Source organism: Blautia pseudococcoides (assembly GCF_001689125.2).
Taxonomy (GTDB): Bacteria; Bacillota; Clostridia; order Lachnospirales; family Lachnospiraceae; genus Blautia; species Blautia pseudococcoides.
Map to the genome: position 1 here is coordinate 2,001,412 of NZ_CP015405.2, position 24,861 is coordinate 2,026,272.

Below are 24,861 nucleotides of genomic sequence, written 5' to 3' on the forward strand. Positions count from 1 at the left end.
GCCGCAGGCAGGATTCCTGAACTACCTTTGCCGGCGGGGAATTTTTACGATGCAGGGCTTTCATCCCTGGTCAGTTTTCGTATCCAGTTCCCATAGTGCGATTCTAAAAATGCAGGAATGCACTTAAATATCTGGTCCGCATTCAGGCAGCATACCACCACTGCCGGAGATGCCTTCATAACAAACGCCATAAAGAAAGATAACGGTATGACGATAAGCCATATACTGATCAAATCCATCTTCACCACAAACATGGCATTGCCCCCGCCTCTTATGATTCCATTGTTAGTGGGCATCTGATAGGACATTCCAATGCAGACTATGCTGAGAATGATCAAAAATGTATTTGCCATATCTTTGGTGGCAGATGACAGATCGTAAAGGTTCAGAATGGGAATACGGATAAAGAACAGGAGGATACCCGACAAAATCCCAATTACCAGAAACATTCTCTGCATTACTTTTGCATAGACTTTCGTCAGCGCTATATCCCCTGTTCCAATGGTTTTTCCAATGATAATGGACGCCGTGGAGGCCGCCCCCACGGCTGTGGATTTTACCATCAGAAATAAAGTGGAGGCAGCACTGTTGGCAGCGATCGCCGCTGATGTCATATGGCCCAGAATTACAGTCTGCAGCGCAGTATTGACTCCCCAAAGACTCTGCACCACCACCATAGGGGCTGTGATCCTAAAATAATCCTTACAGAAAACCTTGTCAAACTGGAGATAATCCTTTAACCTGAGATTCAGGTTCTTTTCCTTATTTATTATGTATACGATCAGTACAGCACACTCCACGATTCTGGCAGTCAGCGTCCCCACCGCGGCGCCTGCTGTCCCCATCTCCGGTGCGCCGAAATTTCCGTATATCAGCACATAATTGATTCCGCAGTTGATAAAAAATGTCATAATGGAGAGGCAGAACGCAATTTTTACCACCTCCACGCTTCTAAGGGCTGCCAGCAAAAGCTGGGTAACCGCAAAGAATAAATAAGTAAACCGGATGATATTCAGATATTGTACCCCTTCCTCAATAATATGCCTGTCTGTGGTAAAAATCCCCACAGCCTGGTACGGAAAAAGGCTGACCCCCACAAACAAAAGGACTGCCACTACAAGTCCGGCATGCATGGCTGTGGCAGCTATTTTTTTCATAGGTCCGGTCTGCTTTTTCCCCCAATACTGGCTGCAGAAAATCACCAGCCCGTCTCCGAGTGCCATGAGAATCTGCTGAAATACAAACTGAATCTGGTTCACCGCCGCCACACCTGCCAGCGAAGTCTCACTGTAAGCCCCCAGCATCATATTATCCGCCAGATTTACGCTGAGGGTGATAACATTCTGCAGCACCAATGCCGCGTAAATAGAAAAAAAGCTGTAATAAAATGTTTTATTTACCTTGATATGTAGGTTTCTGTTTTCTGTCCTCTGTACTCCAGTCATTTCACTGTCTCCATCCCTCTTTTATCCATGAACCTCTAAGCCCCGATGCTCCACTTTCCATAGTTTTTCTTTTCTAAGCATTATACCTGTTTTTCCCAATTCACGCAATGGATTTTCCTTTTCATTGCAAACCTTTACAAGGAATAAAAACATAAGACAGCAGGAGGCCAGAACTTGTACCATCTATTGATCATTGAAGACGATACCGACATCCGCAGTGAACTGAAACTGATGCTGGAAAACGCTCTGTATCATGCAGACAGTATAGAAAATTTCACCGATGTTCCCGCCCAGGTGGAGGTGCTTTCCCCTGACTTGATCCTTCTGGATATCCGGCTGCCGGGGCTTGACGGCCTGTCCCTGTGCAGGGAGATCCGTAAAACAAAAGACACGCCTATCATCTTTGTGACAAGCCGCAGTCTTCCATGGATGAACGGAACGGCATAATGATGGGCGGGGACGATTACATCACCAAACCATATGTACCCCCCCCATACTTCTGGCCAGAATCGCGGCAGTCCTGAAGCGCTCGGGCCGGGATAATGCGGTATCTGATTCCTGTATCCTGACCTGCAGGGGATGCAGACTTAATCTTTTGAACAGCACACTGACCTGCGGCGGCAAAACAGCGGAGCTTACCAAAAATGAGCTGCGCATCTGCTGGAATTTATTTTCCCGGTGCGGTGAAATTGTACCCAGGGAGGACATTATTGATGATTTGTGGGACAATCAGATTTTCATTGACGACAATACACTGAGTGTCAATATCACCCGCATCCGCAGCAAACTGCGTGAAATCGGTGTGGAACATCTGATTGAAACAAAGAGAGGACAGGGCTACCGAATATGAATTTTGCGGATTATTTAAAGGACAAGACACTGACCATACTGCTGCATATCCTGTGCATTTGCTGATGTGTAAAGAAGCAATAGAAGTGTAAAAAATTTTGCCGTTCCTATCCGGCACTTGCGCAGGGTGTCGGATAGGTCGGGCTTATTCTTCGGGCAAGTCAATCTTGCCGACAAAGCTGTAATAAATATCAATGCGCTGGCGGCGTACTTCGTTCTGGGGCGGCTTCCTCGTCAATGATGAAATTCTCGTCCTCGTCCATGAGGTAGCCGTACACGGGCTTGCTGGTAACAGGCTTTCCGCTTAGGCCTTTGGCTTTCTTGACCGCCTTGATTTTCTTGCTCGTATCTCTCACCATCCATTCGTTGAAAAGATTGCGCAGCGGGGTAAAATCGTTGTCCCCCTGTGCGCTGTCCACTCCGTCATTGATAGCGATAAAGCGGACGCCTTTCTGTGGGAAAAGCATTTCCGTGTACATTCCCACTTGGAGATAATTTCGCCCTAACCGTGGCATATCCTTGCCTATGACTGTGCCGACTTTCCCGGCTTCAATGTCCGCAAGCATGGCTTGAAAGCCGGGTCTTTGGAAGTTCGCACCGCTATAACCGTCGTCCGTGTACCAGCAGAGATTGGTATAGCCGTTCTGCTTGGCGTAGGTTTCCAAAATGCGCTTTTGGTTGAATATAGAGTTGCCTTCCCCTTGCAGTTCCTCTTCGTGGGATAATCTCGGATAAAGGGCGGTAATCAGGGTTTGGGTTGTCTGTCTTAACATAATGTCCTCCATTTCCGACAGCCAGCCCCACTATTCCGTATTTAAATTGTACCATACAGCGGGGCGGCTTGTATAGCGGCAAAGTGTAAAAAGTGCTTCTTTACCGCCCATCAAATTGCTGATTTTTCAAAATAAGAGTTATCGTAAAACTATAATGGTAGATTTATTCATGTTCATAAGGTAAAATAGAAATACAAAGAGGAAAAAGTGTTTTTCCTGTTAAAATATAGTTCATTAACATCTGCAACTGGCAGTTGCGGGATTGCATATCCAAATATATAGCGTTCTACGGTTGTTTTGGATATGCTTAACGCTATCGTTGTTGGTGCGGGTTTACTCCTAAAAGGCTCAAAGAAAAAGTAAACAGGAGGAACAAACGTGAAAACTTTATCTTTTATTTTTGGCGCATTGGCAATCATGCTGTCCGACATTATGTGCGCTGTTGTGGCTTTCAACTACTGCGATATATTGTGGGGAGCTAAAACTGCTGGATATAGCGCACCTGCAAGTACAGCTTTCGTCTATGCAATTCCATATTTAATTGGGATTGTTATTTGCGTAGTATTGACCATCGTCTTTCGTAAAAAATCAAAAATCTAAGACTGAAAAGGCGGTCATGCTTCCGGGCATGACCGCTTTTCCATGCCCTCACACCGTATAAGACGATTTTTGCGTAGCAGCCTCCGCTTCCAGCACCTTCGCCATTTTGTCGGCTGCGGTTTCCTTTGCGCCCTGCTTGAAAAAGCCGGACACAACAAGGACGGTGTTTCCCATGCGGATTTCCGTCACGCAGTCCGGGTGGCGGCAAGGTCATTAAGGATAAGGGCAAAGTTCGTCATTTTTACGGAGATTTCTTTCTCCATGAGGGCGTTTGCAATGCAACCGGCAAGCTTCTATGTGCCGCTGTAATGGGCGGCGGTTATTCAGTTGTAACGGGCGGGGATACTCGGCTAAAGCGAAACTTAAATAATGCTTTCAGCAGCGTTTCCGTGATGAAGTCCTCGCTTCCTTGTCGGCTTGACCCTTGATACGGGAAGCATGGCGTATTCGCTGCCCATAATACTGCAATACGGTGTTGACCGCTTCCGGCTCGCCGCTGGTAGCCTGTACGATTGTGTCATAGGGGAGAAGCCTGCTATTCCTCATTCGTCCCTCCATTTCCTCGTAAAGCTGCTGTATGGCTTTTCGGATATGGTAGCCCGCTGCGCTGCGGCTGCGTCCGTACCGTCTGCCGATTTCATGCTGCGGCATACGCTTGAAAAAGGACAGGTAGAGCATTTCCTGCTTCTGCGCTGGCAGACGGGAGAGGGCTTGTACCAGTAGACCGTTGTTTAAGATAACGGCATCGCCGCAAAGGTGGAGTATGTATTCCTCGTCCGGCTCTGGGGCTTTGAAATATTCATCTGTCGTGCCTAAAGGGTAGTGCTTTTATCTGTAATGTAGTCAAGGGATATTTCTCTTTTGTGCTTCCTGCTCCATGTCCTTAACGCTGTGTAGCTGGCGTTGCGAATAACGATTTTACAAAAAGCGTGGAATGTGTACTCGATATGCTCTTTGTATTCTTCTGTGCAAGTCATAGAAAATTCCCCCTTTCCTCCACAAATGGCTGTGCTGGTTGATAGTTGCTTTTTTATGATGACAAAGGGCGGCAGCACTTTTTGCTGTCGCCCCTTGATTACCCAACAGCGAAAACAAGCGGGGCTGTCAACGGCGGCTCTGTAAGAGCCGAATCAGCTTCTGGGCAAACTGGGCATGCGCGCAAAGGAGTTAAACCAGGTAATATTCCGGCAGCTTGTCATTTACTATATCTGTCCCTTTGCAGGAGCCGTTCTGCTAAGCGGAGGCATTGTTGGCTTTATCAGTCATAACTTCGTAAAATACTCCGGTATTCAGGCGCCCTCCTGGTCTTATTTCGGGCTTGCACTGCTGCTGTTTGGAGGCGTGTATCTGATTTACTTTATTGCTACTTATCATGTCGGCGCAAAAGACGCCTGAATTGGAGTAAAGAACAGAACCCACACTCCGCAAATTTCTATGCGTATGAATGCTATTTGGGGGAAGGCTGTTTTATCAGACTTCCCTCAAAACTTTTTCTTTATGTTATATTGATCCTATGCTTTTCTGTTCTGTTCTGAAAATAATACCGGTAGGCTTTGCCCGTGAATTCGGAGGCTCCCTTACCGTACATCTTATCCAGACTTTCTATCAGGGCTTTTTCATGCAGATAACTGTCCACCATGTTTTCCCAGAAATTATTTCCCATCTCCATTCCTTCGTACAGTTTTTCCGTAATTTCCACACATTCCCTTATAATCTCCTGTACTTCCTCACATCCAGGGTCTCTCGTCAGATCAGACATCAAAGCCTGGGTCAGTTCTTTGTTTCGCTCCAGTCCCCCGCCTTCTCTGAGTTTCTTTCCTTTTTCCATCAAATCAGGCATTTTTTCCAGGTTGTTTTTCATGGCCTCTATAAATTCTTCCATGCTCCCATAGTTTTTCATTGCCGAGTCAGCAAGTATGGATTCTTTTCCTTTCCATTTACTCACCCACTCATCAAAGGCCTCTACACTGCCAAAACTTTTTATGACAGAATCTTCATGCTCTTTCCTGAATGCGGACAACATGTTAAAATATTCTTCTGTATCAAATTCTTTAAAACTCATACACGTTTCCCCCTGCTCTAATTTCCCCAGCAGACAAATCATTTTGTCCAGCCGTTTTCGTTTCGTTTCCAATAGTCGTTTCTGCTGCTTATACGCTGCTATCTTGTCATAGCAGGGATTTTCTATTATCCCTTTGATCTCTTTTAAGGAAAAATCCAGCTCTTTGAAAAAAAGTATTTGCTGTAATGTCTCCAGCGCATCCTCATCATATAACCGATAGCCGGAATCCGTCAGCTTCGTTGGCGCCAGAAGCCCTATCTCGTCATAATACTGTAAGGTCCTGACACTGATTCCTGTAAGCTCAGAAACCTGTTTTACTGTCTTAATACGGTTCCACTCCCTTCTGTTTGTATGTTTTGCTGTTCTGTATCAAATTTTTTTGATGATTTTATCATACACTATCACGGAGCGTGAGAGTCAATGGTTAATTTAAGGAATTAGATGTCCCTTTCTGTGCCCATGCTCCCCATTCTCCTTTCCCGCAGCATCATATGACCGGACTCTCTGTCGATTCTCCTGCTGACCTCCCGGCTGATTCTCCTGAACGGTATCCCCATGTTTTCTGCCGTATTGCCCGCTGTGATTATCCCGGTGGCCTTCTGTCTCTTCCTCATGTTCCTGACCGTGATGTTCGCGGTATTGCCGGCCATAGGAATGACACGTCTCATCAGCACTCTGCTGCATATCCGCTTCCTGTTTGTCATCACGACAGGAAACCTTTACCTTTGCCCTTCCTCCCTGGCACTCCTGATAGGAATCTGTTCCCATGATAGCCTGCAGGGCTTCCCGGTAATGCATTCCTGTAACATCCACCTGAGAGACAATATTTTCTCCGTCGGCATTCAGCCCTTCTGCTGAGATCACGGTATCCTTCCCGTTTACGGAAAGCCCAATCTCAACCGGACCTTCCATAGTGATATAAGCTGCCTCAGCTTTTATCTCATAAGCCTTCATACTCCCCGCAAACACCAGGACCAGCAGCAAAGCTCCGGCCAGCGTTCTGTAAAACACTGGTCTTTGATAAAAGCGGCGTTTAGAACAGTGCTCCAGTTGGGCGGTCAGATTTTCTTTGGTTTTTTCCTTCATCTGTTTATCCGCTTTTACAGAATCGAATGCATCTCTGATTTTCCTGCTCATTCCACGTCACCTCCCACCATTTCTTTCAGCATCTGTCTGGCGCGGTTCATCCAGGTATAAATTGTGTTCTCTTTTTTATGGAGGATACCCGCTATTTCCACTGCCGTGTAGCCCTCATAATAAAAAAGATAGATGACCGATTTGTATTTGTCCGGCAGTTTTAGGACCGCCTCTCGGATGTAAGATAAATCCTCTTCCTCCTCTATGGGTATTTCCTGTATTTCCTCCAAAGAAGCATGCCTTCTGAAAATGTTCTTCAAAAAATCTTTACATTCATTAATGGTAACCCGGATGATCCAGGCCTTTTCATGCTCTTTTGAATCAAATTCCGGATTGGCACGCATTAGTTTTAAAAATACATTCTGCATAATGTCCTGGGTATCATCATAATTTTTTCCATAAGAATAGCAGATACGGGTTATGGTATCTGCGTATTCTTCCACTATTAGATTGATGTCCCATTTTGTCATCATGTGAATAAAATCCTTTCGGCTTTATATGATCAAGCAATCCACATTATTTTCCGTGGTGGCTTCCACGGTTTCCGCCATGACGCGCACCATGGCCTCCTGCTGTACCGGAAGCGGAGCCGCTGTACTGGGAATTCACACATTCTTCCCGGTTCTGACAGCCTTCTGTATCCATATGGGCCTCCCGATTTTCGCAGTTGGTACCATTCACGCAATTTTCATGATTCCAGTGATTCGTTCCGTATATAACTTGTGTTTTATTCTGACCGGACGCGTCATTTACACTGTCTGCATCACTTTGGCTGTCAGCTTCCTTTACAGCATCTACTATTGAGAGGTCTCCCGTATTATCTATTCCGTTTCCCTGGCTTTGTCCGGTTAAACTGTTTACACAATTTTCCTGATTCCGACAGTTATATCCGGATACACAGTCTTCCCGATTCTGACAATCCGCTCCATGCTGGCTGCACACAGTATCCCTGCACCGCAGCCGGCTGTTGTCATCCTTCCCGCCGGCCATAACAATTGTACTCATAGTCCCCGCCAAGATCACACCTGCTGCAGTTACCCCTAGAACTCTTCTCTTATTAAATTTCATATTCATTCCTCCGATTCTTTATCATACCTTTTATTCTCTCCGATTACTTTTCCCGCCACGCCAGCCGAAAAATCCGTCAGTGGAAAAATCCTCGTTATATTAATAAAACGATTGAAATGGAGAAATCCTTTCAAAAATTTAAAAAAATTAAAAAAACTTTCCCTTAAAAAAATTTTCATTCTCAAGTTTCTTAGCCGTCATCCGAAACAAAACGCAGCCATCCGGACATACAATATCCTTGCAGTATTTACTGCTGCCGCCAATGTTTTCTAAATCCCCGCCGCTCCTGACAGCCTCCATGACCGGAAACAACATCATCATGACCTTAGAGCAAATCCCCTGTCCATCTGCATTTACAGGACAACCGTAAGTACAGGTATACTTATCCCCGATCTCCTCACCGTTTCGGCAATATCGTTCTGTATGGTCACCGCGAAGGAACCCTATTACCTCAATTTCCCATTCATATTCCTCATTATACCATTTTTTCATGCTTAGCCTCCAACTTTTTATTTCCCCAACACTTTAATATGACAATATGGGGACAATCCCTATTATAAAGGAACAAGTAAATTACTGCTTGATTTTACTTGTCATTATTTTTTATACCACAATCCTTGCTATATGATATAATGTAGCATTATAAGACAAACACAAACACGCAGGCAGAGTGACATCCATGAGGTGGCAAGCGCATGTACCAGTGGCAAAAACAAATTCAAAGAATCGTTGATGAAATTGACAACTGTATCAAAAATTATGATAATGAAGCCTTAACACTTCATAATCTCTCCCATAAGCTGGGATATTCCGAATTCTACACAACCAGGAAATTTAAAGAAATATCGGGAATGCCGTTTAGGGATTATCTGCGGCTTAGAAGATTAACCTTTGCTCTGAAAGAGGTGCGGGACAGTACAAAAAGTCTTTTGGATATTGCCTTTGATCATGGCTTTTCCTCACATGAAGCCTTTACCAGGGCTTTCAAAGGAACATACGGCATCACGCCCAGTGACTATAGGAAAAATCCGAAACCTCTTGTTCTCCGTACAAAGATAAATGCATTTGACCGCTACTTTTTCGGATTAGGAGAGATTGGTATGATAAAATCAACAGACGGCGTTAAAATTTATTACATAACCATTCCCCGGCACAAATTTTTGTACATTAGAAACCGTGAAAGTAATGGGTATTGGGATTTCTGGCAAAAGCAAAGTCTTATTCCAGGGCAGGATCATGACACAATCTGCGGATTGCTGGATAGTATCAAGGGCAAACTGGATGATGATGGCGGGAGCGAACCCAACTGCAAAAGCGGTCAGATCATGGCGTACATGAACGATCCGGACGGCAGGCTCTGCGACTGGGGTTTTCTACGTTCCGAATGTTGGGGGGTACGGCTTCCTTTTGATTTTGAAGGGGAAGTGCCGCCGCAAATGTACGTGGCTGATGTTCCCGAAGCCGAATATATTGTTTTTGAACATGGACCATTTGATTATGAACAGGAAAACCGCAGTGTAGAGGATAAAATCGAACATGCAATGGCATCTTTTGATTTTTCTCAGACGGATCACTGCATGGATACCTCGCCCGGCAGAATCATGTACTTTTATTATGATCCGGCACAATGTTTCAAGTACATCAGACCCGTACGAAAATAAAGAATAGGGAGCGGGACACCTCTGCCCCTGCTCCCTGCTCCGTCTCCAATTTATTTCACATAAAAGCACATATCAAGTATTACATTGCCTTCTTCGTCAGGCGTAGTAAAACGTGGGCAGCTATATCGCTCAAAGCACCACTTTACTCCATTCTTATCTGCTTTCCACGCAAAACCTTCCTCTTCAAGCCGGCTCATACAACAATGGGTATAGATATCCGGCTCCTTGCCGTATACCCAGCATACAGCAATATCACCCGCATCTAATACAACACTGTCATATCCATCCGGTACTGAGGCATCCAGCGGCATGAACACACCGATCCAATACTGAAACGGCTCTCCCTCTTTGCAGCGGCATAAGCCTATGCAGGCATCGCAATCCTCAAATGGCTCCTCCCCCGCATCGGACAGTTGAAGCGGTGCAAACAGGCCGTTTTGAAACCATTCACCCCACTTGTTTGCAAATACACCGTTTTCTTTATCCTCTTCCCTGTAGCATCTGCCCACCAGCTTCACTGCCGGAATTGTTTGACGGTATACACGTTTAATTTCAGCCATAAGTAATCTCCATTCTTTTCGATTTTTATCCCATTACATAAAATGGCCTGTTTATTTTGATGCTTTATTATACCATGTTTCCCTATGCGTTTCCACCTTATTTCCGGCACTCCACATGGACTTTCGTAAATAGATCATCTACGGAAGCTTTAAAATTTTTCTGCTTTCAGGTAAGTATCCAGACCTTCAAACTGCTCCAGGTAGCTGACCGCGTCCTCATACTGGTTAGACTGCAGAATCAGCTTCACTGTATTGCAGATACAGCGTCTCAATTCCCGGATATCCAGTGTCCCTGCCTGCAGTTCCTGGCGGATATTCTCATGGTCTTTTGGAATCCCCGGCATTACCATATCATTGCCTGCACGTATACAGCCGGCGGCTGTACACTCCCCTCTGGGAGACGCAAAGGTGGTTGTCCAGTCTGTCATGACAGCTCCCGCGAAGCCCCATTCGTCCCTGGCTGCCCTGGTACAGATATCATAGCAGTTGGCAGCGTGTACACCGTTGATCATATTATAAGATGTCATAATGGACATGGGCTGGGAATTCTTCACTGCAATCTCAAATCCCTTCAGATAAATCTCCCGCAAAGCCCGTTCGGACAGCACGGAGTCAGACCCCATACGGTTATCCTCCTGATTGTTGCAGGCAAAATGTTTGATCGTAGTCCCGCATCCCGGCACCTTCTGCACGCCAAGAGTCATGGCAGAAGCCATCATGCCTGACAACAGCGGATCTTCGGAATAGTATTCAAAATTCCTGCCGCAAAGCGGATTTCTGTGGATATTCATACCCGGAGCAAGCCATAACGTCACCTGGAAAAGCTCCATCTCTTTTCCTATCATCTCGCCCACTTCTTTTACAAGTTCCGCATTCCAGGTCTGGGCAAGCAGTGTCCCCACCGGAATTGCTGTACAATACTGATAGTAAGCAGTTCCCTTCTCCTCGGACGGCTCTGCAAAAAAGCCCTTCTCTATGGATTTCATGAAATTCTCGGGCACAATTTCCCCGTCTACCACCTGGTATTTTTGGTTCAGGCGCAGCCCCGCAGGGCCGTCTGCCAGAGCCATGGACGGCAGATTCCAGGGGTCTTTGGATGCAGCGGAAGAAGTCTCAGCCGCTGCTCCCGGTACAGTGATTCCCGCGGAACCAATAACAGCGTCCTGGCCTTTCCCCGGGTCTCCGCAAGCCATCTGCACAAGCTGTTCTTCGGAAAGAGATTCCACAATTTCGCCTGCCCTGCCATTAAAATGTTTGGGCAGTTCCGCATATACCACCGTTTCTTTCGCAATTTTTTCCGCATGAATCTGTACAGAGGGAAGTCCTGCTGCCAGCTCAAGCCAGGCGGCCTCCTTCGCTTTCATCTTCTCCCTGTCCGGTACCAGTTCCGTCAACTCCTCTTTCAGAGGACAGATATGCTGGCACTGTACCAGAAGAGCATCCTGGTTCAGGCATAGACTGCAGGCCAGCTCCGCGTCCTGAATGGAATTTCCGACCCAGATACCATATGTTCCTTGTTCCAGGATCCAGGCTGCTTTTTCCTCACTAAAGGAAGCGAGCTGATAGACTGGGAAGGTAATGGTCATGCGGCAGGTTTCTCCCGGTTTTAATTCCTCTGTCTTGGCAAATCCGGCAAGGCGGCGGTACTCTTTTTCCAGCTTCCCCTGGGGGCAGGAAACATAAATCTGCACAACTTCCTTTCCACAGTATGTATCTCCCGTGTTGTTCACCTCCACAGTTACCGCGATCTCCGGTTTGCCGTTTTCTGTATTTATTGCTTTTACATCCCTTGTGCTGATTGAAAAGTCTGTATAAGACAGTCCATAACCAAAAGGATAGCGCACGGGCACGTCAAAAGTATCAAAATAACGGTATCCCACATAAATGCCTTCCTGGTATTTTTCTGTATTCACGTCCCCGTTTTTAAAGCTGAACGTATCACTGTTGGGATAATCTTTATAAGCAAGAGCCCATGTATCCGCCAGTTTGCCGCTTGGTGCTGCTTTGCCGGATATCACATCCGCGAAAGCGTTTCCCCCCTCCTGTCCTGCCTGTACAAACTGGAGAACAGCTTTAATATTGTCAAATTCCTCCGCAAATGCCAGATCCACAAGGCCTCCTGTGTTGATGACCAGCACCAGGGAGTTATATGCTTTTGACAACTGGGCGATCAGCGCTTTTTCCTCAGCGGAAATGAAATAATCCCCCTCTGTATCATGGCGGTCCGCATTTTCACCTGCAATACGGCTCAGCACATAGATTGCCGTGTCCGCACCGTCTGCAGAAGCCTTCTCCATATCAACCGGATTTCCGCAGGGCATGAAAAAGGGAGTTGTGGAGTATGCCTCAAAGAAATTGTCATGGTATGCTTTCAGTTTTCCTAAAATTTCATCCCGCCATTTAAGCCGTGTCTCCTCATAGAGAGATGCATAGGCCTCCAGCCAGGCATCGCTGGTAATCTCATACCCGGCATTTTTTAAGCCCTGGCAGATGTTGATGCATTCTCTCTCGTTTACGTCACCGGAGCCTGTACCGCCCTTTATTGTCTTCACAGCACCTGCCCCGTACAGGCCAAGCTTTATACCTTTTTTTAAAGGCAGGATATGCTCCTGGTTTTTCAGAAGGACAAATCCTTCTGCTGCTGCCTGGCGGGCCGTTTTTCTGTTTTCAGTCTCTCTTACCGTCACTTCATTTGAAGTTGTTCCCGTAAATGTTTTCTTTTTTAACTGCATGGTTTTCCTCCCAGATAACTTGTCTTTCTTTATGTACTATTATGACCAACAACCCTCAAAATTTCTACGGTTCTTTTTAGCTATTTATAGGCTGATATTGATATTTTTCCCCCGGTTTGCTAGAATATTATCCGAAGGTTCTCTGTCAGTATTGACAAACGCACTCTAGTGCTGTCGGTCTTGTTTCTAACCGGATGGAACACTGGCACTGATGATAAAACAACGTTATCTAAAGGAGGCAAACATGCCGTACCAATATGAGAAAGTCCGGGAGACAAATGGTCTGCCTGCAAAATTTATGCTGTCCCAATGTACAGACCTGACCATTCCTGCCCACTGGCATGATTATCTGGAGGTTTTATATATGATGGAAGGGGAACTGACCGCGGTTGTGCAGGCGGGTTCCTATCTGCTCACCCCCGGCGATCTGATGATAATCAACAGTAAAGAACTCCATATGACCCGGGCCAATGGCTCAGTTTCTTATATCCTGCTGCAGATTTCTGCCGAACAGCTCCAAAATTTCCTGCCCTCCGGCACAAACCTGCACTTTCAGACAATGATCTCACCGAGAGCGCATACGGAAGGCTTTTCAAACCTCCGTCTGTGCCTGGAGCAGATGCTGGATGCCTATACTTATCAGGAAAATGGCTATCAGTTCTTCTTTGCTGCCAATCTCTATGAATTTTTGTACCACTTGTATAAGAATTACTGTTCCCTCTCCCCCGCTGCGCCGGAAGTAAGAACTAACAGAGATTTAGAGCGGGTTACCCAGGTTATGGACTGGGTCCGGGACCATTTTCAAAAACCGCTGACACTGGATGACGCCGCCGCAAGCCTTGCCGTGAGCCGTGAATATTTCTGCCGTCTGTTTAAAAGATACACAGGACAGACCTTTCTGGAGTATCTGAATTCTGTCCGCACCATGCATTTATATGATGATTTGAAAAATACGGATGAAAGTATCACTGTACTGATGGAAAGAAACGGAATCAGCAATTATAAAGTTTTTATGCGCACCTTTAAGAAGCTGTATGGTGATACACCTCAGAGAATACGAAGCGGAAACAGGGAATATTTTTCTCCGGAACTGCCATCCTAAGTTTATACTATCATGGAGGTCCGCATATATGTTTCCAGACAAAATCTACTATGAAGAAGCAGCCATGGGCTATGAACTCGGAAAATACCTGAAACAAAAATACCAGGACAGAACCTGGATTCCCATTGACAGCCACAATAAAATAGACGAACTGCGCACAAGGCCCAACTCTGCTTTCAGAGAAATGAAGCAGTATCTCATTATCGGCATCCGCAAAACCCACCGTCATGTACCCAATGCCAAAGTCTCGGATTTTCTTGTACCTTATACCTCATCCGGCTGTATTGCTGCCTGTCTGTACTGTTATCTGGTCTGCAACTATAATAAATGCTCTTATCTCCGTCTTTTCGTAAACCGGGAAGAGATGCTTGACAAGATCATGAAAACCGCAAACCGTTCATCCCAAAATCTGACCTTTGAGATTGGCAGCAACAGTGACTTGGTCCTGGAAAACACCATCACCCACAACCTGGAATGGACCATAGAACGCTTTGCCGAAAGTGAAAAAGGCCGTCTGACTTTCCCAACCAAATTTGCCAGTGTGGCTCCCCTGCTTACCCTGCACCACGGCGGAAAGGTCATTTTCCGCATGAGCGTAAACCCCGATAAAATCATCCGACAGATTGAACTGGGCACTTCACCTCTGAACAAACGGATGGAAGCTCTCAACCAAATGTGTGAGGCAGGATATCCCTGCGGAATCCTCATTGCACCTGTCATATTTCTTCCCGGATGGCAGGATATGTACAGTCAATTGATCACGGTTCTTTCTGAAAAACTTTCCGAAAAAGTGAAGAAAACCGCATTTATAGAAATTATTTTTATGAGCTATAGCTTTGTCCACCGAAAAATCAATGAGGAGGCCTTCCCGGATGCTCCAGACCTTTATGACAAAGAAAAAATGCAGGTCAGGGGCCGGGGTAAATACGGTTATGATCAGCCTTCCAGGCAGGAAGGGGAACTGTTTTTCCGGACTGAGCTTACCAGAAAACTTCCGCATATGGAAATTTTGTATTTTAGCTGAATCTATCAGATGATTGCCGGAAACAAACGAAAACACAGGTGCCAACCTACATCAAAACGCCGCCATTGGAGACAATGGACGGCGTTTTTCTTGCCTGCTGCTCGACGGAAAAGAAAAATTCTCTGCTCACTGATTGCTGTTTTTATTCTGGTGTTGCAGGTTTGCGGCTGTTAGCCCCTGCGATCATACGAACAAGCCATAAAATCAAAGCTCCCTGCATAGACCGCATGGAAATGGTGGAGATCGGCGGCATATTCATGCGCAAACAAGCGAACAAGTGGTGATACATTGAAAAGCTCTAAACCTTTGTCACTTCGCATTATGCCAGTGTCAAATACCTTTATATATTTTAATCACATGTATTCTCTAAAATCCTAAGATAATGGTTTGCTTCCCGCAGCACATGGTCTGCAAGCAGAGGCAGGATAATAGATGAGATCTCACAGTCGTTAATTCCTTTTGTGCCTGCCATCTTGAAATCTCTATATTTTTCTGTTTCCTGTAATGTTTTTTTCGTCAGATCACCCATGGTCCTGTTATTTTTATTCCTGGCTTCGCACAAAAGTTTTTTATAGTCTCCTGCAAACTCATCAGCAGTGGCGATCAGCTCTTCCTCCGACGGGTCCAGTAATCCACGGATAAATAAGGCATGTTCCATCATGATCTGATTCCAGAACATTTCGGTCTCACGCATGCTTTTTGCACTGATCGTACCGCGTCTTTCCAGTTCCGATAAAAAGGAACGATATAATTTTGCCTCCCTTATAATGTGTTTTATCAGCAGCGGATAATTGGCTGCAAACAATCTGCACCCTTCCATATCTGCCAGGATCCCTTCTTTAAACTCGATCAGTCCGTTTAGCAAATGCAGAACTTTCTGGTTGAGCATCCTTACCTCGTTCCTTGTCTGCCTGCTGCTGCATCCGCTTCCGGCGGTGAGCTTTTCTTCCCTGACCGTAATACATGTATCAATGGGTATTCCTGTAAGCTGTGATGTCTTTTTCTCTGACTGCCTTGTAAAATCTGTCACCACTTCCTGTGATTTCAGCACTCCGCATCCCACCAGGCCGTCGCTTAACTGCACAACTTCCCCTAAAATCTTCTCAAATTGTTCTCTGAACCATCCGGCTTTTTTTATGCAGGCTGAATCCTTTATCTGAAATCCGGCCTCAAGAAAAAGTGAATGTTCCTTCATGATCCTAATAAAAAACAAGTGAAGTTCCAGTGATATTACTGCATAATCTTTCATCTATATATCCATTAAGTTTTTTATATTATATGAAATAAGACAGCAAATGGTCTCTTTTGGATCCATATCCTACCCTGCATGAATTTTCTCTCTTATTTTTAGGGTGACTGCTGGCTATTTTTCTTTCTGTTTGTTACAATAGTACATGTAAATAACCACAAAGGAAGGAAATGCATATGCGTCTGGAAAAAATACAAAATCTTCTGAAAGAAAAATCCCTGGAGTTTCAATATAATGAGGTGGGCGGCTGCGGCAGCCTGGACTTTGATTACAGAGGTGTCCCTTATCACATCTGGGAATACCAGGAAAACGGCTGGGGCGTGGAGACGAATGTGAAACACGGGGGATGCAATGAGGATCTTACCGGTGACTATGAAGAAGAAATCCTTCAGGTCATGAAAGACTGGTGAATAACAGCCTCCCGCGTGATCTCTATTATCATGAACGAAAAAACGGGCTCATATGAGTCCGTTTTCCGTGTCCAGTCCAAACTGGCCTGCAGCCCTGTTTCCATTCGCTTAATTTACACTTGTTACAATAAGAATACAAGCCATCAACATAGTAGTCAGGTCAACCACATAGTTTATCATATCCCCCAATTGTTTATTTTGGGGATTCTTCTTCATTTCTTTCAGCTTAGCTTTCAAATCATCAAATTCATGTTTTGATAAATATTGGTTCAAATTCTTTGTTTTGCTTAAAATGTACACAAGAGATATATCGTGAGGAGAAATTTCGTCTTTCGCCACCTCCGCCTTCATGATTCCGGCCAATGCATCCTTGTAGCTTCTATCAGGAATATATACGGCTTTATTACCGAACAAGCCGCCTTCTTTTTTCACTGCTGCACCATCTTCAAGCAGAGATTCACCAATCTCTGATAGTAGTTGTTTGATCCTGCTGCCTGTTGAAACTGCATAATCACTCATCAATTTTTCCGTGGACCGCCAGAGAAAACCAGGGAGAAGCGGAGGTGCCGGGAGGGGCGGCGGGGGTGTATCTGTGGCAGCGCGGTTAAGTGGAGGGTTCTGTGAGATCCACCAATTACAGAGACTTAGGCGAGAGCCCATTGGCGAACGTCTTAGTCGCAGTTATTGGTCAGCTCACAGGTTCCGCAACGTCGAGCGGCCACAGATACACCCCCGCCGCCCCTCCCGGCACCTCCGCTTCTCCCGTCCCCTACGCAAAAAAATATTTTTTTCCCTATTGACTTTTCCCTCCCATCATGCTATGATACAAAAAGTGATTAATTTGAATTTAGAGCCGACCAGACAATGATTCCATTTAATTCATTGCTGTGTTGGCTTTTTTCTATTTTATTACGACCAAATATTATATATGGAGGTACTGATTATGAATAACGGTACAGTGAAATGGTTTAACGCTCAGAAGGGATACGGATTTATTACTGATTCCAATACAGGAGAGGATGTATTCGTACATTTTTCCGCTATTGTTTCCAATGGTTTCAAAAGCCTTGACGAAGGACAGAGAGTAACATTTGATACAGAGCAGGATCCGAAAGACAGCAGAAAACTGAAAGCAGTTAATGTTTGTGCAGCATAATTCCTGATTGCATGAAAAGAGGCCGTGCAGCCAAATGCACGGCCTCTTTTTTAACCATCTTTTCTTCCCTTATCTGTACACTTTCCCATACCGGAAATAAATCTTCTTATACCAAGGCAGTCTCTCATAAATAGCAGAGCAGACCTTCTTATACACACGCCGTGCATCTCTCCCCTGCATTCCGGACAATTCCTCATTGCCGAAACTCTCCTGAAGGGCAGCCCTCTGTATCTGTCCGGCTTCTTTTTTAGTGACAGACGGTACTGCATTTGACAGACTTTCTGAAAATCTGCCCCCATGGCCTCTATACACGCCAAAAAACCAGAAATGCCAGGATAAATACCATAACCGAAGAAGAGCGGTAAAGGCCTGCCAGATAAAAAAACAAAAGAAGTACCAGTGTTATCAGCAATTTTCTCATCTGTCATCTCCCCTTAAAAAACGGCTGCTCCTCACGCTCCAGTATCTCGGCCTGCACATTTTCTTTTTCCGCGCCGTCCATACGCGCCCTGGTTCCAAGCCTCACTCTGTGATTGACCACAGGAATGAACTGGGCGGACACATCCGCAGGGGATACAAAGTCATCCCCCGCTATCCAGGCCGTGACCTTGGCCATACGGACCAGTGATTTCTGGAGTTTCTGCAAAAAAATCTCTCCTGAATTCGTAGAATTAATAATTGGTATCACAGGAATAATAAAATCAAAGAATTTCGTCCGGTCTGTATCCGTAAATATATCATCCCTGATTGCATAAACAAAATTATCATAATGCAAGTAAGGACGGGACCTACAACATATAGGCTCCGTCCTTAACACTACTAACATATGTTAGATCTGTTTATCTTCTTCCTATTAACTTAAACAACCTTAATTTTGATATGCGCTCATGATTTCCTCTGCAGTAAGCGTTCCATCATATACCTTAACATCATCAAATCTTGCATTTCTCACATCTTCATCATTCCAGATAAATCCGCTTCCTACAGATACATTTACAGCCTTCTGTATGCTGGCTGCATTAGAAGCATCAAAGCAGGAGGCGATGTTCTTTTTCTCTTCTCCAACCAATTGTCCGTTAAGATAAACTTTAATGCCGTCAGGGTTGACTGTATAGACAATGTGTTCCCACTGGTCTCTGACACCGTTGCTGGTAAGAAGCTCGCCCTGCACATCGCTGTATCCGTTGGCGTTGATACGAGCAATCAGGTTGACACCGATACGGGTCATAGGATAATTGGGAGCAGTGGCGCTGTTGTCTGCTTCAAACAAAGCACTGTGTTCCCAGGAGTCTGCGGAGATCTTGGCCCACATGCTGACGGAATAGCCCCGTTCTGTAACTGTGGAGAAAGTATCTTCCGGAAGTCTCAGGAAGTTTACACCTTTGGCGCCCGCTTCATTGGTAATCTCCAAAACATTTCCTCTCTCAGAATCGTCCACCAAAGCGGCGGTTCCCATTAAGGAAGCATTTCCGCTTTTTGCAGATGCTTCAGTGGGAGAAAGTCCCCCTTCAGAGGCCGGAGTTTCAAAATCAAAGCCGTAAATCAAAGAGGCTCTGGCCCTTACCGTAATATTATACTCTTTGTTCACAGAGGCTGTGCCAAAGGATACGGTGGCCGTAAGGGTCACAACGGTTTCCTCCTGGGGAGGCTGTACATTGCCGCTTTCATCCATTACAGAGGAATTGGAGGAAGACCAGGTTACCTCTGCGCCCATAACGGAAGTGGGCAGTGTGATACTTTCTGCTGTTGCAGAGGGGATATAGGTATCAAGAGAAGCTGCGGCTGCGTTTACCCGGTTTTCATCAGAGTTGGGCATCATACTTCCCCATACAGAAGTATTGTCATTTCCAAAGGCTGAGAAAGTCATAACAGACTGGGGAGAACCAGCCTCGTTTGTCTGCTGGAAAAAGACTCCTTTGTATACGATGTCTCCTATATTTAAGGTGAGATAATCATATCCTAAATCATTCCCCTGAGCGTCGGAAGCACCGGTTTTTGTCCAGTTTCCGGTGTAGTCCCCGGAAACTGTTCCGTCTTCGTTTAAATTTACAAACTGTGTAGTCAGCATGTTCCCGCTGGAATCCGTTCCGTGGTTGATAAATTCATAGGAACCGATTACCTGAGAATTCTCATAATGGGCAATTTCTTCGCCGGTGTATTCGTACACTGCAGTTACCGGCCACTGGTCCTGATTGAGGAACTGCTGATGGATGCGCAGTTCGTGCTGCTCTGTCTGAGGGGAAATATTGAAGCGCTGGTGATGCACCAGGTAATGAGCCCCGTCATCATCAATCAGAGCAGAGTTATGTCCGGCTGCTTTTTTGCCTAACTGGTCATAAAACTCATAATTGCCCATCAGCTTAATACCATAGGAGGAATTTCCGGAACCGCTGTTTGCTGCATTGTTTCCTGCTGCGTCCAGATAGGGACCCATGACATTCTCTGAGCGGAAAAGCCGCATGTTATAACCTCCGTCTGCGGTAAGGCCGCCGTAGGTTTCGTACAGATAATAATATTCGGTTGCCTCATCATAGAGAATATAAGGAGCTTCTCCGGACTGATGATTCCCTCCCGCAATATGGGTTCCGAAATACCGGTCCGTGTAATTTCCCGATACTTCATCTACAGAATCCACACCAGGATAATAGGCTTCTCCTGTGGCCGGATTTAATTCCAGAATAAATAATCCGCCGGACCAGGAGCCGTAGGTCATATACAGGTGTTCCCCCTGTGCATCAAAAAATACCGTTGGGTCAATAGCGTTAGGTGCATAGTTGTTGTCCCAGTCTCCGTTGTCAGTAAACCAGTTGTCGCTGACTTCGCTGATTCCGCCGTTTTCCGGGCCTAATTCTACCAGTTCTTTCAGGTTTAGATAATCGTTATCCCATTTTGTGTTTCTGGTACTGTTTCCATCCGGATTTCCGTTGGTGGTAAAGCCGGAATAAATCAGGGTGTCTATGTAGTCATAGGGTCCATCCATTTCTTTGGAGACCATGTAGCCGATACAGGAACGTCTCCAGGTGGAGGAGGTACACAGGTAAATCATGTAAGCGCCTTTGCTGCCGTCTTCCCACTCATACTGAGGGTTATAGACAATGTCCGGAGCCCAGACTGCATAATTTCCACCGCTGCAGTCACCGTCATCATATCCGGCCCATTGGAAAGGTTCCGCAAAAGTTTCCTGAAGGTTTCCATAGAAAGGCGCTGCGGAGGTATCTCCATAGTCTGTGCTTATCTGTTCCCAGTCGATTAAGTCTTCAGAACTGGCGGAGGCGATATGGGAGCCTAAGACATAATAAGTGTCATCCACGGGATCCTTGAAAATAGAAGGGTCATGTACAGAGACACGGGAAGCCGGTGGAGCAGCTGAAACCGTTTCTGGCAAAGAAGCGGGAATGAGTGTTACAGCAAATACTGCTGTGACTATCCCAGAAAAGATTTTTTTCAATTTCTCTCTTTTTTTCATACATTTGTCATGCGAATCATTTCGATGAAAGCATCATTTTGCATGTCCTCCTTTTTTATTTGCTTTCAGGGAAGCACAGCTAGATGATCCCCTGCAGGATTGTGATCACGGATATTATAAAATTCTAGCATGTGACTTCTATCCTTATTATAAAATCAACTTTGTTTAATTTCAATAATTTTCTTATTGTTTTTCACTTCATTTTTGTCTACTTTTGTCATATATTGTCGATAAAGCTATAAAGACAATATGTTTCAGTTTTATTATCTAATGAGTAATGCGTATATAGACTATAATGTATCTGTTCTCTCTTTGGGCTTACATTTCTTGTAAAATTCCTCATATCCACATTTCTTCTAAAATTTCGTCGATTGTGTCTTCCATCCGTTCATATTTTCGTCTTATACCATTTCATTAAGAATTTCAACTTATATAGGAAGTATTTCTATCCAATATTCTACCAAGCAGTAGTTATTTTTCAAAAATCAAGTCAATCTTTCGCAGACATCCATTTGCTCCTACCTCCGTAGGAATAAATCCTACATATCTATATCCATCACTCGCATATCTGCTAATAATTCCTTGATATTCCGAAATAGAGGAAAAGACAACCCCTTTAGCCAAATAATCGACATTTACATACTCATATTTTTTCATTATAAATCACCTCATTATTCTTGCTTACTATTACAAACGCCTTTAAGCTAATTATTATCTTTATTGTAAAAAATCTTGTAGCTTATTCTATACATTACATAGTCCCACAAAAGCGCTATAATGGGAAAACAACACAGCAATACAAAAATTGATTTTTCTGTCAGTTCAATTCCTAATGCCCCTAAAAGCTGATATATCACCCAACAAAGACCGATTGGCAACAAAAAAGATACTAAAAGAAGCATTCTTCCCTTTTCTGCTCCAAATTTATATACAAGCGGAATTGATATTCCCCCAAAAATCATAGCTATCACTAATGCAGCCAATGTTAAAAATAACAATTCGCATAAGGTTGACAAACTAAAATCTATAATTTTGGTAATTCTCCCTCCTACAGTTCCAATAACCAATCCAGTCAAAGCACCACAGGCAGAGAAAATAAATAAAGTTACAAACTTTGCTAATACAATATTTTTTTTAGAAATAGGTAGTATCAACGCATACCTTATCCAATTAGAATTATCATCAAATGAAAATGTAGTTACAATCATCATGCTACATAAAATCGAACATATAAATATATAGCTACTTACACCAGAAAAAGGAATGATAGCAACTGCAAAAATGATGAGAATAAATAACATAGATTTGGTATTATGACCAATATTATACAAATCCTTTAAAATTAGACTTTTCATCATTTTTACTCTCCCTTCACATATAACAAAAGAATATCTTCTAGTGTAATATCTTTGACTTTTAAGCCGTATTTATCTTTTATTTTATCTCTATCAGCCACCAATACCTTCCAACTAGAAACTCTATTTTGACTAACAAGGACATCTTCTTTAGCTAATAAATTAAAATCTTTTGTTTCACATTCTATAATCCCGTACTGATTCAATAATTCCTTTTTGGATTTACAGAAAAGCAATTTACCCTCATGGATAAAAGTAATATAATCAGCTACTTTTTCTAAATCCGTCGTAATATGTGAAGACATCAATATAGAATTCTCGCCGTTTTGTACAAATTCTAAAAACACTTCCAAAATATCGTAACGTACAATCGGATCAAGACCACTGGTAGCCTCATCTAAAATTAATAATTTGGGGTTATGAGAAAGTGCTACCGCAATACACAATTTCATTTTTGTTCCTTTTGACAATGTTTTTATTTCTTTATCTGCAGGTATATTAAACCGCTCTAAATAGCCCGTATATGCAGCTGTATCCCATTTTGTATAAGCCGCTTTTGCAATATTTCCAACTTTTTTAGGGGTAAGTGTTTCATAAAAATTAATTCCATCAAACACAACTCCTATATCTTCTTTAAGCTTTTTATTTTCTGTCAATTTCTGTCCCCAAAAAGTTACAGTTCCACTATCGGCCTTTATTAAATTAAGTATAGAATTAATTGTAGTACTTTTACCAGCCCCATTTTCACCAACTAATCCCATAATTTTACCTTTAGGTATTTCAAAGGAAATATTTCTCAGCTCAAATCCTGGATAAGATTTTGACAATTGATTTACCACTAAAGTACTATTCATCTGACCAACTCCACAATTATAGATTTCTCATTTTGAACATTCTTTCCGCCATATCATAATATTGTCTTATTTTATTTACTTCAACATGTTTAATCCTCATACTAGGACGGTCAACCCTCAATTTTGAATTTTCTGAAACGATCAATTCAGCACCATATTCTCTCAGTTTTTTGCGCAGTTCTGTTCCTGGATATGGCGTATTAATTGCAAATAATATATTTGCTTCAAACTTATCCTGTAATGACTTTGCTTTCATCAAGGTCTCTTCAATTGTTTCACAAGTATCTGCATGATGTCCAATCATAACAGATACATTTGTCTTAATTCCACACTGATATGCAATTTCTACTGCATTATATACCTGTTGAAATGTAATATGCTTGTTAATTGTTTTCAGAATTTCGTCATTACCACTCTCCATGCCAAATTGTATCATTCTGCATCCGGCAGCTTTCATTTTTAATAACAGCTCTTCCTTTACAATATCTGCCCTTGATTCACATCCCCATGAAAATTCCATATTTTTTTCCTGTTGATAGTTTATAATAAGCTCACAAAATTCTTTTGTCCGTTGAGGTTTCAATGTAAAGGTATCATCGATAATAAAAAAATCCGTCATGGAATATTGTTTGTTTAGTTCAACCACTTCAGTATATATATCTTGGGCGCTTCTCATGATAACTTTGTTTCCCCAGAATGCATGAGATGAGCAAAATATACACCTTCCAGGGCACCCTCTTGCTGTTGAAATTGTAAATGGGTAACTATATCTTTTTAAATTTAAGAATCTTCTATCAGGATAGGGCAGCACATCTAAATTGTTGATTCTCTTAATTTTATTTTTTAGAACGACGTTATTCTTTTTATATACTAACCCAGATATATCTTCTACTGCAACCTTTTGTTTTTTTATTTTCCAGTTACAAAAATTAAGAAATGCCTCTTCTCCCTCTCCTCTAATAAGATAGTCAAACCCTATATCCAGCATCTTGCCATATTCAAAAGTTGCGCAATGCCCCCCTCCTATGATGATAACACCAGGCAATATCTCTTTTATCTTCTTTATAAGCATATTCTGTATTTTCCAGGATTCAACATAAGTTGCAAAGCCAACGATTTTAGGCGCACTGATTGATAAAGATTCAACGAATTCTTCCATCTCAAACAATTCTACAGCTAAATCAATAAAACTCACTTTAAATCCATGCTGCTCCAAATAGGTCGCAATGTACAGTTGCCCTAATGGTGGCATTGAGCTTAAAGTTGATAATTTCTCTCTATATTTTATCGTCCTGTCAAGAGGTACATTTATTAATAAAACATCCGAATCTTTTTTAATTTTCATATACACTTATCCC

The 24,861-nt window shown here is 43.6% G+C and carries 27 protein-coding genes and 5 pseudogenes; 8 read left to right on the forward strand and 24 right to left on the reverse strand.

The features are described 5' to 3' along the window. Positions 1 to 44: 44 nt before the first annotated feature. Positions 45 to 1,445 carry an MATE family efflux transporter gene (locus A4V09_RS09520; RefSeq protein WP_065542130.1) on the reverse strand — a complete coding sequence of 467 codons (1,401 nt, stop codon included), beginning with the start codon at positions 1,443 to 1,445 and terminating at the stop codon, positions 45 to 47. Positions 1,446 to 1,676: 231 nt separating this feature from the next. Between A4V09_RS09520 and A4V09_RS26440 the strand changes: the two are divergent. Further along, positions 1,677 to 2,295: pseudogene (locus A4V09_RS26440) on the forward strand (response regulator transcription factor). Positions 2,296 to 2,512: 217 nt separating this feature from the next. On the opposite strand, the pseudogene A4V09_RS09530 reads toward A4V09_RS26440, so the two are convergent. Further along, positions 2,513 to 3,067 (reverse strand): annotated as a pseudogene (locus A4V09_RS09530) (recombinase family protein); the annotation flags it as partial. Positions 3,068 to 3,445: 378 nt separating this feature from the next. Between A4V09_RS09530 and A4V09_RS09535 the strand changes: the two are divergent. Further along, positions 3,446 to 3,667, forward strand: a complete 222-nt coding sequence (locus A4V09_RS09535; protein WP_084043522.1) for a hypothetical protein — start codon at positions 3,446 to 3,448, stop codon at positions 3,665 to 3,667. A 48-nt stretch (positions 3,668 to 3,715) separates the two neighbouring features. On the opposite strand, the gene A4V09_RS09540 is transcribed toward A4V09_RS09535, so the two are convergent. From A4V09_RS09540 to A4V09_RS26985, 4 genes and pseudogenes are all read right to left on the reverse strand, one after another. Beyond that, a complete protein-coding gene (locus tag A4V09_RS09540) occupies positions 3,716 to 3,856 on the reverse strand; it encodes a transposon-encoded TnpW family protein (protein ID WP_084043523.1) in 141 nt (46 codons plus the stop codon). An 8-nt stretch (positions 3,857 to 3,864) separates the two neighbouring features. Then, positions 3,865 to 3,957 (reverse strand): annotated as a pseudogene (locus tag A4V09_RS09545) (ATP-binding protein); the annotation flags it as partial. 85 nt (positions 3,958 to 4,042) lie between these two features. Next, a complete protein-coding gene (locus tag A4V09_RS26980; RefSeq protein ID WP_440132451.1) occupies positions 4,043 to 4,345 on the reverse strand; it encodes a helix-turn-helix domain-containing protein in 303 nt (100 codons plus the stop codon). 134 nt (positions 4,346 to 4,479) lie between these two features. Then, positions 4,480 to 4,644 (reverse strand): hypothetical protein, encoded by a 165-nt coding sequence (locus A4V09_RS26985; RefSeq protein WP_330396547.1) that lies wholly within the window; start codon positions 4,642 to 4,644, stop codon positions 4,480 to 4,482. A gap of 175 nt (positions 4,645 to 4,819) precedes the next feature. On the opposite strand from A4V09_RS26985, the gene A4V09_RS09560 reads away from it, so the two are divergent. Continuing rightward, positions 4,820 to 5,062, forward strand: coding sequence for a hypothetical protein (locus tag A4V09_RS09560; RefSeq protein WP_065542131.1), 243 nt, complete (start codon positions 4,820 to 4,822; stop codon positions 5,060 to 5,062). Positions 5,063 to 5,162: 100 nt separating this feature from the next. Here A4V09_RS09560 and A4V09_RS25320 read toward each other — a convergent pair whose 3' ends face one another. The 6 genes and pseudogenes from A4V09_RS25320 to A4V09_RS09585 all read right to left on the reverse strand — a co-directional run bounded on the left by A4V09_RS25320 (position 5,163) and on the right by A4V09_RS09585 (position 8,426). Then, on the reverse strand, positions 5,163 to 5,729 hold the full coding sequence (locus A4V09_RS25320; protein ID WP_242964055.1) for a TipAS antibiotic-recognition domain-containing protein: 567 nt from the start codon (positions 5,727 to 5,729) through the stop codon (positions 5,163 to 5,165). Between the two features lie 132 nt (positions 5,730 to 5,861). Further along, positions 5,862 to 6,056 (reverse strand): annotated as a pseudogene (locus tag A4V09_RS26025) (MerR family transcriptional regulator); the annotation flags it as partial. A gap of 102 nt (positions 6,057 to 6,158) precedes the next feature. Beyond that, complete coding sequence (locus A4V09_RS09570) at positions 6,159 to 6,866, reverse strand: anti-sigma-I factor RsgI family protein (protein ID WP_065542133.1); 708 nt, start codon at positions 6,864 to 6,866, stop codon at positions 6,159 to 6,161. Beyond that, entirely contained in the window at positions 6,863 to 7,339 is a 477-nt protein-coding gene (locus tag A4V09_RS09575) for an RNA polymerase sigma factor (RefSeq protein WP_065542134.1), read from the reverse strand. Before A4V09_RS09575 ends, A4V09_RS09570 begins: the two co-directional genes overlap by 4 nt. Positions 7,340 to 7,382: 43 nt before the next feature. Next, entirely contained in the window at positions 7,383 to 7,934 is a 552-nt protein-coding gene (locus A4V09_RS09580) for a hypothetical protein (RefSeq protein WP_065542135.1), read from the reverse strand. A 147-nt stretch (positions 7,935 to 8,081) separates the two neighbouring features. After that, the gene (locus A4V09_RS09585) at positions 8,082 to 8,426 is read right to left on the reverse strand and encodes a TIGR04076 family protein (RefSeq protein ID WP_065542136.1); all 345 of its coding nucleotides are present in this window, start codon (positions 8,424 to 8,426) and stop codon (positions 8,082 to 8,084) included. A 203-nt stretch (positions 8,427 to 8,629) separates the two neighbouring features. Here A4V09_RS09585 and A4V09_RS09590 point away from each other — a divergent pair, with 203 nt between their 5' ends. Beyond that, complete coding sequence (locus tag A4V09_RS09590) at positions 8,630 to 9,595, forward strand: helix-turn-helix transcriptional regulator (protein ID WP_065542137.1); 966 nt, start codon at positions 8,630 to 8,632, stop codon at positions 9,593 to 9,595. A 50-nt stretch (positions 9,596 to 9,645) separates the two neighbouring features. On the opposite strand, the gene A4V09_RS09595 is transcribed toward A4V09_RS09590, so the two are convergent. Both A4V09_RS09595 and A4V09_RS09600 read right to left on the reverse strand, forming a co-directional pair. Further along, complete coding sequence (locus A4V09_RS09595; protein WP_065542138.1) at positions 9,646 to 10,155, reverse strand: GyrI-like domain-containing protein; 510 nt, start codon at positions 10,153 to 10,155, stop codon at positions 9,646 to 9,648. A gap of 149 nt (positions 10,156 to 10,304) precedes the next feature. Then, positions 10,305 to 12,887 carry a glycoside hydrolase family 3 protein gene (locus A4V09_RS09600; RefSeq protein WP_065542139.1) on the reverse strand — a complete coding sequence of 861 codons (2,583 nt, stop codon included), beginning with the start codon at positions 12,885 to 12,887 and terminating at the stop codon, positions 10,305 to 10,307. 244 nt (positions 12,888 to 13,131) lie between these two features. On the opposite strand from A4V09_RS09600, the gene A4V09_RS09605 reads away from it, so the two are divergent. After that, positions 13,132 to 13,989 carry an AraC family transcriptional regulator gene (locus A4V09_RS09605; RefSeq protein ID WP_065542140.1) on the forward strand — a complete coding sequence of 286 codons (858 nt, stop codon included), beginning with the start codon at positions 13,132 to 13,134 and terminating at the stop codon, positions 13,987 to 13,989. A gap of 28 nt (positions 13,990 to 14,017) precedes the next feature. Continuing rightward, positions 14,018 to 15,013 carry an SPL family radical SAM protein gene (locus tag A4V09_RS09610; protein WP_065542141.1) on the forward strand — a complete coding sequence of 332 codons (996 nt, stop codon included), beginning with the start codon at positions 14,018 to 14,020 and terminating at the stop codon, positions 15,011 to 15,013. Between the two features lie 349 nt (positions 15,014 to 15,362). Here A4V09_RS09610 and A4V09_RS09620 read toward each other — a convergent pair whose 3' ends face one another. Beyond that, complete coding sequence (locus tag A4V09_RS09620) at positions 15,363 to 16,262, reverse strand: DUF2935 domain-containing protein (protein WP_065542143.1); 900 nt, start codon at positions 16,260 to 16,262, stop codon at positions 15,363 to 15,365. Between the two features lie 176 nt (positions 16,263 to 16,438). Here A4V09_RS09620 and A4V09_RS09625 point away from each other — a divergent pair, with 176 nt between their 5' ends. Further along, positions 16,439 to 16,672 (forward strand): kinase, encoded by a 234-nt coding sequence (locus A4V09_RS09625; RefSeq protein ID WP_065542144.1) that lies wholly within the window; start codon positions 16,439 to 16,441, stop codon positions 16,670 to 16,672. Between the two features lie 108 nt (positions 16,673 to 16,780). Here the strand turns inward: A4V09_RS09625 and A4V09_RS09630 are convergent, their stop codons facing one another. Next, entirely contained in the window at positions 16,781 to 17,191 is a 411-nt protein-coding gene (locus A4V09_RS09630; RefSeq protein WP_065542145.1) for a hypothetical protein, read from the reverse strand. A gap of 424 nt (positions 17,192 to 17,615) precedes the next feature. Between A4V09_RS09630 and A4V09_RS09635 the strand changes: the two genes are divergently transcribed. Then, positions 17,616 to 17,828: a cold-shock protein gene (locus A4V09_RS09635; protein WP_018594431.1), complete on the forward strand. Its 213-nt coding sequence runs from the start codon at positions 17,616 to 17,618 to the stop codon at positions 17,826 to 17,828. A 50-nt stretch (positions 17,829 to 17,878) separates the two neighbouring features. Here the strand turns inward: A4V09_RS09635 and A4V09_RS24350 are convergent, their stop codons facing one another. The 8 genes and pseudogenes from A4V09_RS24350 to A4V09_RS09665 form a co-directional block, all read right to left on the reverse strand. Next, positions 17,879 to 18,256 (reverse strand): hypothetical protein, encoded by a 378-nt coding sequence (locus A4V09_RS24350; RefSeq protein WP_157123486.1) that lies wholly within the window; start codon positions 18,254 to 18,256, stop codon positions 17,879 to 17,881. Further along, positions 18,253 to 18,474, reverse strand: a complete 222-nt coding sequence (locus A4V09_RS26990; protein ID WP_242964056.1) for a hypothetical protein — start codon at positions 18,472 to 18,474, stop codon at positions 18,253 to 18,255. The genes A4V09_RS24350 and A4V09_RS26990 overlap by 4 nt, the downstream gene beginning before the upstream one ends. 30 nt (positions 18,475 to 18,504) lie before the next feature. Next, positions 18,505 to 18,654, reverse strand: a pseudogene (locus A4V09_RS26995) (YobI family P-loop NTPase); the annotation flags it as partial. Positions 18,655 to 18,696: 42 nt separating this feature from the next. Further along, positions 18,697 to 21,294 carry a lipocalin-like domain-containing protein gene (locus A4V09_RS09645; RefSeq protein WP_065542147.1) on the reverse strand — a complete coding sequence of 866 codons (2,598 nt, stop codon included), beginning with the start codon at positions 21,292 to 21,294 and terminating at the stop codon, positions 18,697 to 18,699. A gap of 471 nt (positions 21,295 to 21,765) precedes the next feature. Continuing rightward, positions 21,766 to 21,951: a DUF4177 domain-containing protein gene (locus A4V09_RS09650; protein ID WP_065542148.1), complete on the reverse strand. Its 186-nt coding sequence runs from the start codon at positions 21,949 to 21,951 to the stop codon at positions 21,766 to 21,768. A 47-nt stretch (positions 21,952 to 21,998) separates the two neighbouring features. Next, positions 21,999 to 22,652 (reverse strand): ABC-2 transporter permease, encoded by a 654-nt coding sequence (locus A4V09_RS09655; protein WP_242964058.1) that lies wholly within the window; start codon positions 22,650 to 22,652, stop codon positions 21,999 to 22,001. A gap of 2 nt (positions 22,653 to 22,654) precedes the next feature. After that, positions 22,655 to 23,503 carry an ABC transporter ATP-binding protein gene (locus tag A4V09_RS09660; protein WP_065542149.1) on the reverse strand — a complete coding sequence of 283 codons (849 nt, stop codon included), beginning with the start codon at positions 23,501 to 23,503 and terminating at the stop codon, positions 22,655 to 22,657. Between the two features lie 16 nt (positions 23,504 to 23,519). Beyond that, positions 23,520 to 24,848: a B12-binding domain-containing radical SAM protein gene (locus tag A4V09_RS09665; RefSeq protein ID WP_065542150.1), complete on the reverse strand. Its 1,329-nt coding sequence runs from the start codon at positions 24,846 to 24,848 to the stop codon at positions 23,520 to 23,522. Positions 24,849 to 24,861 lie beyond the last annotated feature (13 nt).

Coding starts and splice junctions, on each gene's coding strand:
- A4V09_RS09625 (WP_065542144.1), top strand. CDS start 16,439: ATGCGTCTGGAAAAAATACAAAATCTTCTGAAAGAAAAATCCCTGGAG.
- A4V09_RS09560 (WP_065542131.1), top strand. CDS start 4,820: ATGCGCGCAAAGGAGTTAAACCAGGTAATATTCCGGCAGCTTGTCATT.
- A4V09_RS09570 (WP_065542133.1), bottom strand. CDS start 6,866: ATGAGCAGGAAAATCAGAGATGCATTCGATTCTGTAAAAGCGGATAAA.
- A4V09_RS26985 (WP_330396547.1), bottom strand. CDS start 4,644: ATGACTTGCACAGAAGAATACAAAGAGCATATCGAGTACACATTCCAC.
- A4V09_RS09655 (WP_242964058.1), bottom strand. CDS start 22,652: ATGATGAAAAGTCTAATTTTAAAGGATTTGTATAATATTGGTCATAAT.
- A4V09_RS25320 (WP_242964055.1), bottom strand. CDS start 5,729: ATGAGTTTTAAAGAATTTGATACAGAAGAATATTTTAACATGTTGTCC.
- A4V09_RS09600 (WP_065542139.1), bottom strand. CDS start 12,887: ATGCAGTTAAAAAAGAAAACATTTACGGGAACAACTTCAAATGAAGTG.
- A4V09_RS09665 (WP_065542150.1), bottom strand. CDS start 24,848: ATGAAAATTAAAAAAGATTCGGATGTTTTATTAATAAATGTACCTCTT.
- A4V09_RS09610 (WP_065542141.1), top strand. CDS start 14,018: ATGTTTCCAGACAAAATCTACTATGAAGAAGCAGCCATGGGCTATGAA.
- A4V09_RS09650 (WP_065542148.1), bottom strand. CDS start 21,951: ATGAAAAAATATGAGTATGTAAATGTCGATTATTTGGCTAAAGGGGTT.
- A4V09_RS09645 (WP_065542147.1), bottom strand. CDS start 21,294: ATGAAAAAAAGAGAGAAATTGAAAAAAATCTTTTCTGGGATAGTCACA.
- A4V09_RS09580 (WP_065542135.1), bottom strand. CDS start 7,934: ATGAAATTTAATAAGAGAAGAGTTCTAGGGGTAACTGCAGCAGGTGTG.
- A4V09_RS09575 (WP_065542134.1), bottom strand. CDS start 7,339: ATGATGACAAAATGGGACATCAATCTAATAGTGGAAGAATACGCAGAT.
- A4V09_RS09605 (WP_065542140.1), top strand. CDS start 13,132: ATGCCGTACCAATATGAGAAAGTCCGGGAGACAAATGGTCTGCCTGCA.
- A4V09_RS09630 (WP_065542145.1), bottom strand. CDS start 17,191: ATGAGTGATTATGCAGTTTCAACAGGCAGCAGGATCAAACAACTACTA.
- A4V09_RS26980 (WP_440132451.1), bottom strand. CDS start 4,345: ATGCTCTACCTGTCCTTTTTCAAGCGTATGCCGCAGCATGAAATCGGC.
- A4V09_RS09635 (WP_018594431.1), top strand. CDS start 17,616: ATGAATAACGGTACAGTGAAATGGTTTAACGCTCAGAAGGGATACGGA.
- A4V09_RS09590 (WP_065542137.1), top strand. CDS start 8,630: ATGTACCAGTGGCAAAAACAAATTCAAAGAATCGTTGATGAAATTGAC.
- A4V09_RS09620 (WP_065542143.1), bottom strand. CDS start 16,262: ATGAAAGATTATGCAGTAATATCACTGGAACTTCACTTGTTTTTTATT.
- A4V09_RS09595 (WP_065542138.1), bottom strand. CDS start 10,155: ATGGCTGAAATTAAACGTGTATACCGTCAAACAATTCCGGCAGTGAAG.
- A4V09_RS09660 (WP_065542149.1), bottom strand. CDS start 23,503: ATGAATAGTACTTTAGTGGTAAATCAATTGTCAAAATCTTATCCAGGA.
- A4V09_RS09585 (WP_065542136.1), bottom strand. CDS start 8,426: ATGAAAAAATGGTATAATGAGGAATATGAATGGGAAATTGAGGTAATA.
- A4V09_RS24350 (WP_157123486.1), bottom strand. CDS start 18,256: ATGACAGATGAGAAAATTGCTGATAACACTGGTACTTCTTTTGTTTTT.
- A4V09_RS09520 (WP_065542130.1), bottom strand. CDS start 1,445: ATGACTGGAGTACAGAGGACAGAAAACAGAAACCTACATATCAAGGTA.